The 15147-nt window shown below is 64.0% G+C and carries 13 protein-coding genes; 12 read left to right on the top strand and 1 reads right to left on the bottom strand.

The genetic code is table 11. The annotated features are described in order from the left end of the window. The 10 genes from gmk (at position 1) to I5P96_RS08500 (ending at position 10989) form a co-directional block, all read left to right on the top strand. Entirely contained in the window at positions 1-573 is a 573-nt protein-coding gene (gene gmk, locus I5P96_RS08545; protein ID WP_097792102.1) for a guanylate kinase, read from the top strand. Positions 574-595: 22 nt separating this feature from the next. Continuing rightward, positions 596-2857, top strand: a complete 2262-nt coding sequence (priA, locus tag I5P96_RS08540) for a primosomal protein N' (RefSeq protein WP_118553105.1) — start codon at positions 596-598, stop codon at positions 2855-2857. Positions 2858-2886: 29 nt separating this feature from the next. Beyond that, complete coding sequence (gene def, locus I5P96_RS08535; protein WP_097792104.1) at positions 2887-3423, top strand: peptide deformylase; 537 nt, start codon at positions 2887-2889, stop codon at positions 3421-3423. Beyond that, positions 3423-4343: a methionyl-tRNA formyltransferase gene (fmt, locus tag I5P96_RS08530; RefSeq protein ID WP_223381629.1), complete on the top strand. Its 921-nt coding sequence runs from the start codon at positions 3423-3425 to the stop codon at positions 4341-4343. Before def ends, fmt begins: the two co-directional genes overlap by 1 nt. Further along, complete coding sequence (rsmB, locus tag I5P96_RS08525; RefSeq protein ID WP_207685314.1) at positions 4340-5662, top strand: 16S rRNA (cytosine(967)-C(5))-methyltransferase RsmB; 1323 nt, start codon at positions 4340-4342, stop codon at positions 5660-5662. Before fmt ends, rsmB begins: the two co-directional genes overlap by 4 nt. Before the next feature lie 35 nt (positions 5663-5697). Continuing rightward, entirely contained in the window at positions 5698-6738 is a 1041-nt protein-coding gene (gene rlmN, locus I5P96_RS08520) for a 23S rRNA (adenine(2503)-C(2))-methyltransferase RlmN (RefSeq protein ID WP_118553102.1), read from the top strand. A gap of 15 nt (positions 6739-6753) precedes the next feature. Continuing rightward, positions 6754-7503, top strand: a complete 750-nt coding sequence (locus I5P96_RS08515; protein ID WP_223381627.1) for a Stp1/IreP family PP2C-type Ser/Thr phosphatase — start codon at positions 6754-6756, stop codon at positions 7501-7503. After that, positions 7496-9382, top strand: a complete 1887-nt coding sequence (gene pknB / locus I5P96_RS08510) for a Stk1 family PASTA domain-containing Ser/Thr kinase (protein ID WP_223381626.1) — start codon at positions 7496-7498, stop codon at positions 9380-9382. Before I5P96_RS08515 ends, pknB begins: the two co-directional genes overlap by 8 nt. A 10-nt stretch (positions 9383-9392) precedes the next feature. After that, entirely contained in the window at positions 9393-10271 is an 879-nt protein-coding gene (rsgA, locus tag I5P96_RS08505) for a ribosome small subunit-dependent GTPase A (protein WP_223381624.1), read from the top strand. A 70-nt stretch (positions 10272-10341) separates the two neighbouring features. After that, a complete protein-coding gene (locus I5P96_RS08500; protein WP_223381621.1) occupies positions 10342-10989 on the top strand; it encodes a thiamine diphosphokinase in 648 nt (215 codons plus the stop codon). A gap of 188 nt (positions 10990-11177) precedes the next feature. Here I5P96_RS08500 and I5P96_RS08495 read toward each other — a convergent pair whose 3' ends face one another. Beyond that, the gene (locus I5P96_RS08495; RefSeq protein WP_223381619.1) at positions 11178-12737 is read right to left on the bottom strand and encodes a peptide ABC transporter substrate-binding protein; all 1560 of its coding nucleotides are present in this window, start codon (positions 12735-12737) and stop codon (positions 11178-11180) included. Positions 12738-12947: 210 nt separating this feature from the next. Here I5P96_RS08495 and murD point away from each other — a divergent pair, with 210 nt between their 5' ends. Further along, positions 12948-14345 (top strand): UDP-N-acetylmuramoyl-L-alanine--D-glutamate ligase, encoded by a 1398-nt coding sequence (gene murD / locus I5P96_RS08490; RefSeq protein ID WP_223381617.1) that lies wholly within the window; start codon positions 12948-12950, stop codon positions 14343-14345. Then, positions 14342-15106, top strand: a complete 765-nt coding sequence (locus I5P96_RS08485; protein WP_223381615.1) for a GNAT family N-acetyltransferase — start codon at positions 14342-14344, stop codon at positions 15104-15106. Before murD ends, I5P96_RS08485 begins: the two co-directional genes overlap by 4 nt. Positions 15107-15147: the final 41 nt, after the last annotated feature.

The raw sequence follows: 15147 nt of genomic DNA, 5'->3' as shown, positions 1-15147 counted from the left end.
ATGGAAAACGAAAAGTATCTGTTTGTGGTATCCGGTGCAGCGGGTACCGGCAAGGACAGCGTGGTCAATGCACTGCGCGCTGCGCACCCGGAGATCGAGAAGACTGTCTCCGCCACCACCCGTTCGCCCCGCCCCGGCGAGCAGGAGGGCGTGGATTACTACTACCGCAGCCAGGAGCAGTTCCAGCAGCTCATCGCAAACGACGAGGTCGTGGAATACAATTTCTACAACGGCAATTACTACGGCACCCTGAAAGAGGAGATCCACAAGCGGCTGGAAGCCGGCAAGCTGGTCGTGCTGGTCATTGATGTCCACGGCGCGGCCAACATCCGCCGGATGTTCCCCGGTGCCACCACCATCTTCCTGCTGCCGCCGTCGGTGGAGGAGCTGGAGCGCCGTCTGCGCGGCCGCGGCACCGAGACCGAGGAAAGCATCCGTGAGCGTCTGGCTACGGCCCGGAACGAGCTGGCCCAGCAGGACGACTTCACCCTGAAGCTGGTCAACAATGAGGTCGCCGCCTGCGCCGATGCGCTCTATCAGGTTATCTGCCAGCGGGCGGGCCTCGCACACTGAAACCAAACCCGGAGGAAGCTGAATGCCAAAAACGGTCGGAGTCGCCGTGAGCAACGCGACGTTCCACTTCGATAAACTGTATACCTACGCAGTCATGCCCGACCAGCAGGACGCCGTCCGGCTGGGCAGCATGGTGCTGGTGCCGTTCGGGCGGGGGAGCCGTGCCCGGATGGGCGTGGTGCTGGCCTGCGACGCCGAACCGGAGAACTCGAAGCTGAAATTCCTCTTCGATGTGGCCCCCGCTTCCGCCTGCCTGACGCCGGAACTGCTGCGGCTGGTGCATTTTTTGAAAGAACGCACCTTCTGCACCTACTATGAGGCCGTCAAGGCCGTCATCCCGTATGGGGCGCAGTACAAGCCCGCCGTGGCAGCGGACGGTGTGACGCCGGTGCTGCAAAAGCAGCTGGTCCGCCATACCGAGAACGCTTACAAGCTGGTGGGCACCCTGCCGCCCAAGCCGAAGCCGACGGCCAAGCAGCTGGCGGCGGTGGCCCTGCTGGGCGGGGGAGAGCGCACCCAGACCGAACTCGAAGAAAAGGGCATCAGCCGGGCTGTGCTGGACAATCTCTGCACCAAGGGTGTGCTGGAATGCAGCAAGGTGAACAAATCCATCGACCTGTATGCGAGCATCCCGCTGAAAAACGAACCCATCCTTCTGACGAGCGAACAGCAGGCCGCATACGATGCCCTGCTGCCGCACCTCGAAGATGCCGAACCCCATTCGGCGCTGCTCTACGGCGTGACCGGCAGCGGAAAAACGCTGGTCTTCCTCAAGCTCATCGAGCGGTGTTTGCAGCTGGGGCGGCGAGCGCTGGTGCTCGTGCCGGAGATCAGCCTGACCCCCCAGATGATCCTGCGGCTGAAGAGCCAGTTCGGCAGGCGGGTGGCCGTGCAGCACTCGGCCCTCAACCACACGGAACGGCTGCTCCAGTGGCAGATGATCCAGGACGGCGGAGCCGACATCGTGGTGGGTACCCGCAGCGCCATCTTTTCACCGCTGGAAAACATCGGCCTCGTCATCATCGACGAAGAGCAGGAGCACACCTACCGTTCCGAATCCGCGCCCCGCTATGCCGCCCACGAGGTGGCCCGGCAGCGCGCGGCCGAGAATGGGGCGCTGCTCCTGCTGGCCAGCGCGACTCCCAGCACCGAGAGCTATTTTGCAGCCCAGCATGGGCGCACCCAGCTGGTGCGGCTGACCCAGCGGTACGGCGGCAACCCGCTGCCCCATGTCGAGATCGTCGATATGCGGGCCGAGCTGGCCTCCGGCAACCCGCGCGAGATCAGCCTGGCGCTCGAAGATGCCATCCGCCGCAATCTGGAAGCGGAAAAGCAGACCATCCTGCTGCTCAACCGCCGGGGCTACCAGACCATCGCCCAGTGTGAGGACTGCCGCGAGGTGCTCAAATGCGCAAAGTGCAGTGTCCCGATGGTCTACCACAAATCGGCGCACAAGCTGCTCTGCCACTACTGCGGCAGCCAGCTGGACCCACCCCCGCAAAAATGCCCCGCCTGCGGCGGAACATTGCAGTACCGCGGCTTCGGCACCCAGAAGGCCGAGGAGGAGCTGGCAAAGCTCTTCCCGGAGGCGCGCATCCTGCGGATGGACCAGGACTCCACCGCCGCCAAGGACGCCCACGAAAAGCTGCTGGCCCGGTTCGCCCGCCGCGAGTACGACATCATGGTGGGCACCCAGATGGTGGCCAAGGGGCTGGATTTCGAGGATGTGACCCTGGTGGGCGTCCTCGGCATCGACTCGCTCCTGTTCGCCCAGGGCTTCCGGGCGTATGAGACCGTGTTCAGCCTCATCACGCAGGTGGTGGGCCGGAGCGGCCGGGCCAAAGACCCCGGTTTTGCCATCATCCAGACCACCGACCCCGACAACCCGGTGCTCAACCTCGCTGCCGCGCAGGACTACGACGCTTTCTTCGAGCAGGAGATCGCTTACCGGAAGCTGGGGCTGTACCCGCCGTTCTGCGGGCTGTGCGTCGTGGGCTTTTCAGGCCTGAAAGAGAGCGAGGTGGCCCGCGCCGCCGCCCGGTTCGCGGCCCTGCTGGGCCGGCAGGCGGCAAAACAGCCGGAGCTGCCCCTCCGGGTGCTCGGCCCCACCCCCGGCAATATCGAAAAGATCAACGGAAACTATCGCTACAAACTCACCGTCAAGTGCCGCAACGACCGCCGCTTCCGCGACCTGATGCGCGAAACGCTGGGCCTTTACGAGCAGGAAAAGCTGCCCGCCAAAGCCACCGTCGTCGTAGACCTGCACTCGGACGGAGATATCTGATACAAACAACTGATTTGGAGGTACCAACTATGGCTATCCGCAACATCGTGAAAGAGGGCGACCCCATCCTGAACAAGGTCTGCCGCCCGGTGACCAATTTTGATGACCGTCTGGCGACTCTGCTGGACGACATGCGCGAGACCATGATCGACGCCGACGGCGTGGGTCTGGCCGGCCCGCAGGTGGGGATGCTGCGCCGCCTGTTCGTCGTGTGGGATACCACCGACGCCCCGGAGGAAATCCCCGCAGATTACGAGTACAAGTTCATCGACTTCGTGAACCCGGAGATCCTCGCGGTGTCCGAGGATGAGGAGACCGCCTACGAGGGCTGCCTGTCCTTCCCCGGCCACAACGGCGCAGTGACCCGCCCGGCCGCTGTCAAAGTCCGCGCACAGGACCGCAACGGCAACTGGTTCGAGCTGGAGGCCGAGGGTCTGCTGGCCCGCTGCATCCAGCACGAGAACGACCATCTGGACGGCATCACCATCATGCAGTCCAGCGAGTATTTCTATGAGGACACCGAAGAGGGCAAAAAGGCTGCCCGCGAAGCGAAAGGAAACAAGTAATGCGCATTCTGTTCATGGGCACACCGGACATTGCCGCCGAGTGCCTGAAGGCTCTGTATGCCGCCGGGCATGACATCTGCGGCGTATACACCCGCCGCGACAAGCCGGTGGGCCGCAAGCAGGTGCTCACCGCACCCCCGGTCAAGGAAGTGGCGCTGGAGCACGGCACACCGGTCTTCCAGCCCCGCACCCTGCGGGACGGCGGCGAGGATGCCAACATCCAGGCGCTGGCCCCGGAACTGATCGTGGTGGTGGCCTATGGGTGCATCCTGCCCGCCAGTGTGCTCCAGGCCCCCAGGTATGGCTGCATCAACCTGCATGTTTCGCTGCTGCCGAAGTACCGCGGCAGTGCCCCGGTGCAGTGGGCCGTCCTGAACGGCGACACCGAGACGGGAGTTTCCATCATGCAGATGGACGAAGGGCTGGACACCGGCGATGTTCTGGTCTGTGAGAAGATGGCCATCGGCCCCGAAGAGACCAGCGGCGAACTGTTCGACCGGGTGACGGCAGTCGGTGCCCGCGTCCTCTGCGAGACCATCCCGCAGATCGCGGCAGGCACCCTCCGGCCCCAGCCGCAGGATCACGCCCATGCGACCCTCGCGCCCATGCTCGACAAGGAGCTGGCCGAGTTCCGGCTCACCGACTCCGCCGCCCACATCCACGACTGGGTGCGCGGCATGAACCCCTGGCCCATGGCCTGGTTCACCACCTCCGGTGGCAAAAAGGTCAAGGTGACCGAGTGCCGCGCGGTGTCTTCCCACGGCGAAGCGCCCGGCACGGTACTGGCGACCCGGCCCCTGACCGTGGCCTGCGCTGAGGGTGCCATCCAGCTGCTGCATGTGGTGCCGGAGGGCAAGAAGCCCATGGACGGCACCTCGTTTGCAGCAGGTCTGCGGCTCAAAGCGGGGGACTGCCTGTGAGCGGGCCGAATCCCCGCGCGGCGGCGGTCTCGGCGCTGGTGAAGCAGGAGCAGGACGGCTTTTCCAACCTCGTCCTGGATGCCGAACTGAAGCGTCAGCAGCTCGAAGGCCGCGACAAAGCGTTTGCCAGCGCCATTTTTTACACGGTGCTGGAACACCGGGGCACACTGGACTATATGCTCGGCCAGTTCCTGCCCAAGGGCCTTGCCAGGCTGGACGCTCCCGTCCGGGAGATTTTACGCTCCGCTCTGGCCCAGGCCCGGTATATGCAGGTGCCCGCATCGGCGGCCGTCAATGAGGCGGTCAAGCTGACCCGTGCGTTCCGAAAATCCAGCGCAGCGGGGCTGGTCAATGCCGTGCTGCGCCGCGCCTGCACCTACGACCTGAGCACCGCCCGGTTCCGGAATGAGACCGAGCGGCTGATGGTGCTTGGTTCTGCCGGGAAGGATGTGGCGGATTTCCTCCGCATCCATTACCCGGACGAGGCGCTGGGCATCCTGACCTATGCGGCTGACGGCGGCAGGACCAGCCTGCGGGTCAACCCGCTCAAGGCCGATGCCGCCACCCTCTGCGAAAAGCTGGCGGCGCTGGGTGCAGCGGCTGAGCCGGGCCTTGTGCCGGGCAGTGTGCTGGCCGCATTTGAGGGAAGCCCTGCCGAGAATGCGTGGTTCCGGCAGGGATACTACCACGTCGAAGGGCAGGCCAGCCAGTTGGCGGCGCTCTGCGTGGAGGCAAAGCCCGGCGAAACGGTGCTGGACCTCTGCGCGGCCCCCGGCGGCAAGACGCTCCTGCTGGCCGAGGAAATGCAGGGGACCGGCCGTCTCGTCAGCTGCGATGCAGCCGAGAACCGCGTCCGCCTCATCCGCACGGCAGTGGAGCGGATGGGCTTTGCCAATGTCGAAACCCTCTGCAACGATGCCACCCGGCAGAACCCCAGCCTGCCCCAGGCCGACCGCATCCTTGTGGACGCCCCCTGCAGCGGCCTGGGCATCCTGGCCAAAAAGCCGGATATCCGCTACAAAACGCTGGACAAGGCCCGCCACGATGAATTATTGGCCACCCAGTCGGCCATTCTGGACACAGCGGCCTCTCTGCTCAAGGCGGGCGGGCGGCTGGTCTACTCCACCTGCACCATCGACCCGGCCGAAAACGAAGAGCAGGTGGCGGCCTTCCTGGCCCGCCACCCGGAATTTTCCGTCGTGACGCCAGAAGTGCCGTTCCCGGCCGGGATGACGGTGGGGGAGCACGGAGCCCTTTCGGTGCCTACCCGCACCGGGATGGACGGCTTTTTCCTCTGTGCGATGCAAAAAGCGCAATGAGGCGGCCGCCTGAATCGTATCAATAGGAGAACACCATGGAACAAAAACGCTGCATTTCCTCCCTGACGCTGGAACAACTGGCCGCAGAGCTCAAGGCGCTGGGCCAGCCCGGTTTCCGGGCCAAGCAGATTTTCCACTGGGTCCACCAGAAGCTGGTCACGGAGTTTTCCGCCATGACCGACCAGCCCAAGACCCTGCTGGCGACGCTGGAGGAACATTTCTACATCGCGGCCCCGCAGATCGAGCGCCGCCAGGAGGCCAAGGACGGCACGGTCAAGTACCTGCTGCGGATGGCCGACGGCAACTGCATCGAAACGGTCGTCATGCGCTACCACTACGGCAACACGGTCTGCGTCTCCACGCAGGTGGGCTGCCGGATGGGCTGCCGCTTTTGCGCGTCCACTCAGGCGGGCCGCGTCCGCAACCTGGAAGCCGGTGAGATCTGCTCCGAGATCTACACCGCGCAGAAGGACATCGGGGAGCGCATCTCCCACATCGTGCTCATGGGCATTGGCGAGCCGCTGGACAATTTCGACGAAGTGATGCGATTCCTTGAGAATATCACCTCGCCCGAAGGCGTCAACATCGGGATGCGGAACATCAGCCTTTCCACCTGCGGTCTGGTGCCGAAGATCGACCAGCTGGCCGAGAAAAAGCTGCAGCTCACCCTTTCCGTCTCGCTCCATGCGCCCAACAATGAGATCCGCAGCGGCATGATGCCCGTGAACGATGCCTACCCCGTGGAGCAGCTGATGCAGGCGGTCCGCCGCTATCAGGACACCACGGGCCGACGAGTCAGCTTCGAGTATTCGATGGTGCGCGGCGTCAACGATTCCGATGCCTGCGCAAAGCAGCTGGCAAACCTCATCCGGGGCATGGGCGCACATGTCAACCTCATCCCCATCAACCCGGTGGACGGCAGCCCCTACTCCGCCACCGATGCCGCCAACGTCCGCCGGTTCCAGCAGAAGCTGGAGAGCCTCGGCGTCAACGCCACGGTCCGCCGCCGTCTGGGCAGCGAGATCAGCGCCGCCTGCGGCCAGCTGCGCCGCGACGAGATGAACGGCAAAGCCTGACAAAAGGAGAATCCTATGAAACTTGCAGGAAAAACAGATGTCGGCCGTGTCCGTCAGGAGAACCAGGACGATTATCGGGCCGGGGAGCTGCCCGGCGGCGCGGTGTGGGCGCTGGTCTGCGACGGCATGGGCGGCGCAAAGGGCGGCCGCGAAGCCTCGCAGGGGGCGTGCAATGTCATCGAGAATTTCTTTCAGGAGCAATACGCCCAGTGCGGGGCAGGGCAGGAGGAGCCGTTTCTGAAAAAAGCACTCCTCTACGCCAACCGCTTCGTGTTCCAGAAGGCCGCGCATGAAGAAGCGCTGGCCGGTATGGGCACCACGGCAGTCTGCGCACTGGTGCGTAGCGGCAATGTCTACCTCTGCCATGCAGGCGACTCCCGCGCCTACCTCATCCGGGACAGGAAGCTGACCCAGCTCACCCACGACCACTCCTACGTGCAGGAACTCGTGGACTGCGGCACCATCACCGAGGAGGAAGCCGAGCATCACCCCCAGAAGAACATCATTACAAGGGCTCTGGGCGTGGATTACCGGCTGGAGCCGGAGTTCACCGCCGCGAAGCTCAAGCGGGAAGACCGGTTGCTGCTCTGCACCGACGGCCTGACCAACATGGTGCCGGTGGAGGAGATGGAAGAGCTGCTGGCGCAGGGGACGTTCTACGACCTGCCCGACCGCCTTATCGAGGCAGCCAACGCCCACGGCGGCTCGGATAACATCACGGCGCTGCTGCTGGCCGTGGAGCCGACGGAGGTGGAGCATGGATAATCTGATCGGCAAGACCCTTGATGGCCTGTACACCGTCCGGGAGCTGATCGGCACCGGCGGCATGGCCAACGTCTACAAGGCGGTCGTGGGGCCGGGCGGGCCGGTGCCGGAGGGCACGGTCGTAGCCGTCAAGGTGCTGCGGCAGGAACTCATGCACGATCCCGACCTCGTCCGCCGCTTCAAGAACGAATCCAAGGCCATCTCGCTGCTCAACCACCCCAACATCGTCAAGGTGTACGATGTCTCGGTCAGCGAGAAGCTGCAATATATCGTGATGGAATACGTGGACGGCATGACGCTGCGGGAGTACCTCAACGAGCGCGGCGGCAGGCTGACCAGCCGGGAGACGGTGCATTTCATCTCCCAGATCCTCAAGGCACTGGATCATGCCCACCGCAACGGCGTGGTGCACCGGGACATCAAGCCCCAGAACATCATGCTGCTGGACAACGGCCAGCTGCGGATGATGGACTTCGGCATTGCCCGCATCTCCCGCGCCGAGAACCAGCTTTCCGGCGGCAAGGCGATGGGCAGCGTCCATTATATCAGCCCGGAACAGGCCAAGGGCGACGAGACCGATTTCACCAGCGACATCTATTCGGTGGGCGTCATGATGTACGAGATGCTTTCGGGGCATCTGCCGTTTGACGCCGACGATGTGGTGGAGGTGGCCATCAAGCAGATCACCGACAAGCCCAAGAGCCTGCAGGAGCTGGCCCCCACCGTGCCCCACGGCCTGGTGGAGATCACCGAACGCGCCATGGCAAAGCGGCCCGAAAACCGCTACGCCAGCGCCGCCGAGATGCTGGGGGCACTGAACGCCTACGTGGAAGACCCGTCCATCGTGTTCAATTACACCTATCTCCCCGATGAAATTCCTGAAAAGGTGGTGGAGCACCCCGTGAAAACCAAAAAAGAAGCCCCGGAACCGAAAAAGACCCGCAAAAGCAAAAAGAAAAAGCCCATCTTCCTGCCGGTGCTGTTCGGCATCACCGTTGCGTTCGCGCTGGCCTGCATGGCGCTGTGCTGGACCATCCTCAACGATTCCAGCACCCTGATGAGCGAAAAGGCCGACATCGTGCTGGCCGATTACAGCGGCATGACCCAGGATGAGGCGAACGCCCAGCCGCAGGTCTCCTCCGGCCAGATCACCGTCAATTGGGAGCAGTCGTACAGCAACGACTATGCCGCCGGATACGTTTACCGACAGTCGCCGGTGGCGGGCCGCACTGTCCGCGAGGGGCAGAGCGTGACCCTGACCATCAGCCTCGGCATCCAGTACGTCACCGTGCCGGATGTGACCAACTATCTGCAGGCCGATGGAGAACAGCAGCTCAAGAGCCTCGGCGTCTCGGTGCTGATCACCCAGGCCGTGGACGACACCGTGGCGGCAGGCTCCATCATCCGCACCGACCCTGCCGCCGGCAGCCAGGTGGCGGTGGGCTCCACCGTTGTGGTCTATGTGAGCCGCCCGCAGGTCAGCACCACGGCCAAGGTGCCGTCTCTGGTGGGCCTGTCCAATGTGAACGATGCCCGCACCCTGCTGGTGCAGAACAAGCTGGGCCTGGGCAGCACCACCGAGCAGTACAGCGACAAGCCTGCCGGTACCATCATCGGGCAGAACCCTGCCGCCGGTTCCACCGTCAAGGTGAACAGCCGCGTCAGCGTGACCGTCAGCGCAGGGCCCGAACCTGTGCCGGAGACCCCGGCCGAGGAGCCCGGCAGCACCTCGGAGAGCGGCAGCTCCAGCGCCAGCAGCTCCGGCGGCGACTGGTGGAGCGGCCTTGTGGGCGGCGGCAGCTCTTCCTCCTCCAGCGACTCTTCCGGTTCCAGCTCCGGCACCAGCCTGAGCGACTGGTGGAGCGCGCTGCTGTCGTAACGGAGGAGCCATGAACGGTTATATTGTAAAAGGCATCGGCGGCTTCTACTACGTCCGGACCGAAGCGGGCATCATCGAGTGCAAGCCGCGCGGCATCTTCCGCAAACAGAAGATCACCCCCGTGGCGGGCGACGAGGTGACGGTGGAGACCGAGAACGGCGCTTCCGTCATCGCGGAGATCGCGCCTCGCAAAAACGTCTTCGTCCGCCCGCCGGTGGCCAATCTGGATGTGCTGTTCCTCGTGGCCAGCACTACCCAGCCCACCCCCAGCACCCTCGTGCTGGATAAGCTGTCGGCCATCGCGGTGGACAAGGGCGTCCAGCCGGTCATCGTCTGCACCAAGGCAGACCTCGGCGAGGCGGAGTTCCTCCGCAAGGCATACGAGCGTTCGACCCTGCCCTTCATCGCCATCCACTACGACACCGGCGAGGGTCTGGACGAAGTGAAGCAGTGGATCGCCGGGCGGCTCTGCGCCTTCTGCGGCAACTCCGGCGTGGGCAAGTCCACGCTGCTGAACGCCCTGCTGCCGGAGGCTGAGCGGGAGACCAGCGCCATCAGCCAGAAACTGGGCCGCGGCCGCCATACTACCCGCGAGGTGACCATCTTTGAGGCGTTCGGCGGCCGCATCGCCGACACGCCCGGCTTCGCCAGCCTGGAAGCCAACCGCGCCGGGTTCATCCCGAAGGAGAACCTGGAACATGCGTTCCCGGAGTTCGGGCCGTATCTTGGTGCATGCCAGTTCACGGGCTGCTCCCACCGCACGGAAAAGGGCTGCGCCGTCCGCGCGGCACTGGCCGAGGGCCGGCTCTCCCAGACCCGGTACGACAGCTATTGCGCCATGTACGACGAAGTCAAGGACGTCAAGGACTGGCAGCGGCCGAAGTTCTGACCGCTGCATTGCAAACCAGAGAAAGCTCCTCCGGCCGGGGGAGCTTTCTTCGAGTAAAGAGAGGAAACTTATGTCACGCTGTGTGATCATATCTGCCTGCCCGGTCTCGCCGGAACTGAAGCGCCTGCTGCGGCCCGATGATCTCATCATCGCCTGCGACGCGGGCTACCGCAACTGTGCGCCGCTGGGCTGCAAACCGGACATCATCGTCGGCGACTTTGACACCGCGCCCTGCCCGGAGCAGCAGGATGACGTCATCGTCCTGCCCCATGTCAAGGACGACACCGACACCGAATATGCGGCGAAACTTGCCTCCGAAAAAGGCTGCTCCGAGGTGCTGCTGCTGGGCGCGCTGGGCGGCAGACGGCTGGAACACACCCTTGCGAACCTCTGCACTGGTCTGGGGCTGGAGCAGCGGGGCGTGCGCGCCACGCTGCAAGATGAGCGCAGCCGCATCACCTTCGTCCGCCCCGGCGAGGAGCGCACCTACCCGAAGGCGGAGTTCTTCTATGTATCCGTCTTCCCGCTGGAGGGCCGGGCCGAGGGCGTCTGTGAGCGCGGCTCCTACTATGAGCTGACGGATGCCGTCCTCACGGCAGGGTATCCGCTGGGCGTCAGCAACGAGTACGCCGAAGGCTCGGATTGCATCACCATCTCCACCCGCAAGGGGGCGCTGGTCGTGGTTGAGACCCTGCCGGATACGCCCATCCTGCGCTGATCCATGCACGTTTTGCGCCGCTGCCGCTTATACTGTGGTATCACACAACGAAAGGCGGGAGTTGGATGCAGGTCGTCGTCATCAAAAGCCCGAAGTGTCTGCGCGGGATCCTGCGCCGGTTGTTCGGCATCAAAACCTGAAGAAACAACAAGACCCTCTGTGCCGTTCGCACAGGGGGCCTTGCGTTTTTATTCCTTTGTGGCATACGTCAGGTCGAGCACCGGGCCAAAGGGGTCAAAGATGAGGTTTTTGACGCCCGAAGCGATCAGCAGACGCTTCTGCTGGGAGAAGAGGGGGACCACGACGCAGTCGCTGAGCAGCTGGCGTTCGCATTCGCCCAGCAGGCGGCAGCGGGTGGAACCGTTGGCATGGGTGCTGGCTTCCAGCTGGGTGGCGTACAAGGCGTTGGAATAGCCGGTCAGCCCGCCGCCTGCGGGGGTGAACTGGGCCAGCGTGTTGTATACGCTGCCGCTCTCAGCGCTGACGGGGGCCAGCGCGATGGTATAATCTCCCTCGGCCAGGCGCTTGCGGAAGGTCTCCTCGTCCACCTCCTCGATGGAGAAGAAGAGGGAAAGCTCCTTCTGCCAGGCCCCGTTGATGGTCTCGGCGGCCTCGTTCAGGCCGCACCCGGCGGGGAGCATCAGGGTGATTTTATTGAAGTCGGAGTTTGCCATGCCCTGCCGCGCGGCAAGGTAGAGCGCCTTGACATCCACGGCGGCGGGGGAGACGTCTCCCACGGTGTCGCGGTAGTTCATGCCGTCTACATTCAGCCCGGCGGGGATGAGGCTGTCCGCTGTGGCAAACAGCTCGGTGGAGGGCACCTCGGCGGCGTCCCGCGCCACCCCGGCCAGCGCCTGCCGCAGCTCGGTGGAGGAAAAGATCGTATTGCAGTTGAACAGCAGGCTCCAGGTGGTGTCGGAGTAGGAGATGGAGGACAGCGAGGTGGTGCTGCCGGTGTCGTCCACCGCAGCCGAGCACTTTTCGCTGTTGATGAGCTCAATGGCCGACTGGTCGGCGTTGTTGGTGTTCTGGACCAGGCGCAGGCTGTCGATGCAGGTGCCGGAAGGCTCCCGCCGCAGGAACAAGCCGCCGGACGTCCAGTTGTAGAGGTAGAACGGCCCGCTGGAAAGGGTGGTCTTGGCGGTGAGGCCGTAGGTGCCGCGGGTGGAGTTGAAAAACGCCTCGTCGCAGGGCATCGCGCCGGGCAGCGTCAGCTTGGAGAGAAAATTCTCGTCCGGGCTGCTCAGGCGGAACACCAGCGTCAGCGGCCCGCTGGCCGAAACACCGAGGGCGCTTTCCGGCAATTGCCCGGCCAATACTTCGGCGCTGTTCTCAAGGGCCGAAAACTCCACGGCGTAGGGGGAGTTCGTGGCAGCGCGGAACATCCGCCGGAAGGCGAAGACGAAATCCTCCGCCGTGATGGCGCAGTCTGCAGCCGTGCCCTTGGCAGCCGTGTAGGTCAGGCCGTCCTTCAGATAAAAGGTATAGGTCTTCCGGTCGGCGGAGACCTCCCACCGTTCGCACAGGGCAGGTTCCAGCTGGCCGTCCGGGTCTTTGCGGACAAGGCCGCTGTAAAGGTTCTCGCAGGCGATGACGTCCGACGCAGCCGAAGCCACCTGCGGGTCAAGGTTCGCGGGGATGGTGTCCACGAACCAGGTAAAGCTGTTGGAGCCTGAACCGCAGCCGGTCAGGGTCAGGAATAGAAGGGCCGTCAGAACCGCGGCGGCCAGGCGGAAACGGTGTTTCAAAAAAAGCGCTCCTTGCAGATGATGATGGATACGTCCAGTATAACGGAAAGCGTCGAAAAAGACAATTATCTTTTTGTGAATTTCGATGACCTTTCGGTGCATTTTTGCGGTCTGTGCGGGTTGGGCGTTGCGTATTGTGCGGAAAAGGTGTAGAATGAAGAGCAGCAAGAGCTTGTTACAGAAACACTTTATAGAGGAGGTTCTGTTTTTATGCAGAAAGAACAGCAGCAGCTCGCAGAGCTGGTCAAGGGCAAAAAGGTCGCATTCATCGGTGCGGGCGTCAGCCACAAGACCCTGATCGAGGAGTTCGTGGGCCTGGGTGCGCATGTCACCCTCTGCGATAAAAAGAACAGCGTGGACGACTTTGGCAGCTACGCCGAGACCATCCGCCGTCTGGGCATCGACCTGAGCCTGGGCGAGCACTATATGGACGGCTTCCAGGGCCAGGACATCATCCTGCGCACCCCCGGCTTTGAATATTACCAGAAGCCGCTGCAGGACGCCATCGCCGCAGGTACGCTGGTCACGAGCGAGGTCGAGCTTTTCTTTGACTACTGCCCCTGTGAGATCGTGGGCGTGACCGGCTCTGACGGCAAGACCACCACCACCACCCTCATCTCCAAGTTCTACGAGGCTGCGGGCCGCAAGGTGCATCTGGGCGGCAACATCGGCGCAGCCCTGCTGCCCATGCTGCCGGACGTTGCCCCGGAGGATGTGGCGGTCGTGGAGCTGTCCAGCTTCCAGCTCATCAGTATGCGCAAGAGCCCGAAGATCGCGGTCGTCACCAACGTGACCCCGAACCATCTGGACCACCACAAGGATATGCAGGAGTACATCGACGCCAAGCGGAACATCCTGCTCCATCAGGTGCCGCCCTGCCGCGAAGTGCTGGGCTATGAGAACGACATCACCCGCAGCATGGTGCCCGACTGCAAGGGCAAACAGGTCTGGTTCACCCGCCTGCACGACACCGACAACGGCGCGTTCCTGCGCGGGGATGGGATGCTCTGCATGGCCGAGGACGGCGTCGTGACCCCGTTCCTGGCCCAGAAGGACATCAAATTGCGCGGCCTGCACAACATCGAGAATCTGCTGGCCGCTGCCGCCGCCGTCTGGGGCGAAGTGCCCGTTGAGGCCATCCAGAAGGTGGGCAGCACCTTCACCGGCGTGGAGCACCGCATCGAGCCGGTCCGTGTGCTGGACGGCGTGACCTACTACAACGACTCCATCGGCACCAGCCCCACCCGCACCATCGCGGGCCTGCGCAGCTTTGACCAGAAGGTCATCCTCATTGCAGGCGGCTACGACAAGCACATCCCCTATGAGCCGCTGGCCCCGGAGGTCATTGCGCACGTCAAGAACCTTGTGCTGATGGGTGCCACCGGCCCCCGCATCGAGAAGGCCGTCTGCGAGCATCCGGACTTTGCAGCGTCCGGCCTGACCATCCAGCATGCCGACACCATGCAGCATGCCGTCGAGCTGGCCCGCGCCGCCGCACAGCCCGGCGATATCATCATTCTGTCTCCGGCCAGCGCATCCTTCGACCTGTACCCCAACTTCGAGGTGCGCGGCCGCGAGTTCAAGAAGATCGTCAACGAACTGAAATGATCCGACAGGCCACGACACCCCGCGCAAAACTGCGCTTTTACAACGCCTGCCGGGGCAAACTCTGCCTGGGTGCCACGATGCCGCTGGCGCTGGAGCTGCTGGGCAAGAGCCAGCCGGGCCGCTTTTTTGCCGGACCTACGCTGGCGCTGGACATCGGCGGCAGCACGGCCTGGATGGCAGGCCACGCCAACCCCGAAGAGCTGGCCGGGTTCCTGACCTTCTGCGGGTGCGGCGCCGTTGTGCTGGACGAAGCCGAGGCGGCCCCGCCCGCCGGGTGGACCCGTGCAAGACCCCACACCATCTTCGGCCTGACGCCGGGACGGCAGCTTCCGGAGCCAGAGGCCGACAACGCGCTCTGGGCCTCGCTGACCTTTGACCGGGACCCTCCGGCCCGCCCGGTGGCAGAGGCGCTTTTCCCGGCCCGGCCTGCCCGGCAGGATGACTTTTACTCCGAGCTGTGCACCAAGCGCAGCCGGGGCAGGGCCCGCGTCTGGGCGCTGTGGCAGGGGGAGACGCTTGCCTGCACCGTCGGGGCCTATGCCCTTGCCAACGGCCAGGCCTACATGGCCTGCGGGGAAACGGCCGAACCTCTGCGGGGCCGGGGCATCGGCGGGCGGCTCATCGTCCGGCTGGCGAACGAACTCTCGGCAGAAGGCTTCCAGCCTGTTTTCCTCTGCGCCCCCGAACGGGTGCACTTCTATACCCGCCTCGGCTTCGAAAAACTGGGCGAGTATGCGCGCTATGAAGCGCCCGCAAAGTAAAATCGTCGGGGATATCTCCACGTAAAAAATAATAAGAAACC

Source organism: Faecalibacterium prausnitzii, from assembly GCF_019967995.1.
GTDB lineage: Bacteria > Bacillota > Clostridia > Oscillospirales > Ruminococcaceae > Faecalibacterium > Faecalibacterium prausnitzii_E.
Note: the sequence above shows the minus strand (reverse complement) of the source record. Positions and strands in the feature narration are given on the sequence as shown.

What these genes read in the sequence shown, in the direction of transcription:
- def (WP_097792104.1), top strand. Translation starts at nt 2,887, where the DNA reads ATGGCTATCCGCAACATCGTGAAAGAGGGCGACCCCATCCTGAACAAG.
- rsgA (WP_223381624.1), top strand. Translation starts at nt 9,393, where the DNA reads ATGAACGGTTATATTGTAAAAGGCATCGGCGGCTTCTACTACGTCCGG.
- gmk (WP_097792102.1), top strand. Translation starts at nt 1, where the DNA reads ATGGAAAACGAAAAGTATCTGTTTGTGGTATCCGGTGCAGCGGGTACC.
- priA (WP_118553105.1), top strand. Translation starts at nt 596, where the DNA reads ATGCCAAAAACGGTCGGAGTCGCCGTGAGCAACGCGACGTTCCACTTC.
- I5P96_RS08515 (WP_223381627.1), top strand. Translation starts at nt 6,754, where the DNA reads ATGAAACTTGCAGGAAAAACAGATGTCGGCCGTGTCCGTCAGGAGAAC.
- rlmN (WP_118553102.1), top strand. Translation starts at nt 5,698, where the DNA reads ATGGAACAAAAACGCTGCATTTCCTCCCTGACGCTGGAACAACTGGCC.
- murD (WP_223381617.1), top strand. Translation starts at nt 12,948, where the DNA reads ATGCAGAAAGAACAGCAGCAGCTCGCAGAGCTGGTCAAGGGCAAAAAG.
- fmt (WP_223381629.1), top strand. Translation starts at nt 3,423, where the DNA reads ATGCGCATTCTGTTCATGGGCACACCGGACATTGCCGCCGAGTGCCTG.
- I5P96_RS08485 (WP_223381615.1), top strand. Translation starts at nt 14,342, where the DNA reads ATGATCCGACAGGCCACGACACCCCGCGCAAAACTGCGCTTTTACAAC.
- I5P96_RS08500 (WP_223381621.1), top strand. Translation starts at nt 10,342, where the DNA reads ATGTCACGCTGTGTGATCATATCTGCCTGCCCGGTCTCGCCGGAACTG.
- pknB (WP_223381626.1), top strand. Translation starts at nt 7,496, where the DNA reads ATGGATAATCTGATCGGCAAGACCCTTGATGGCCTGTACACCGTCCGG.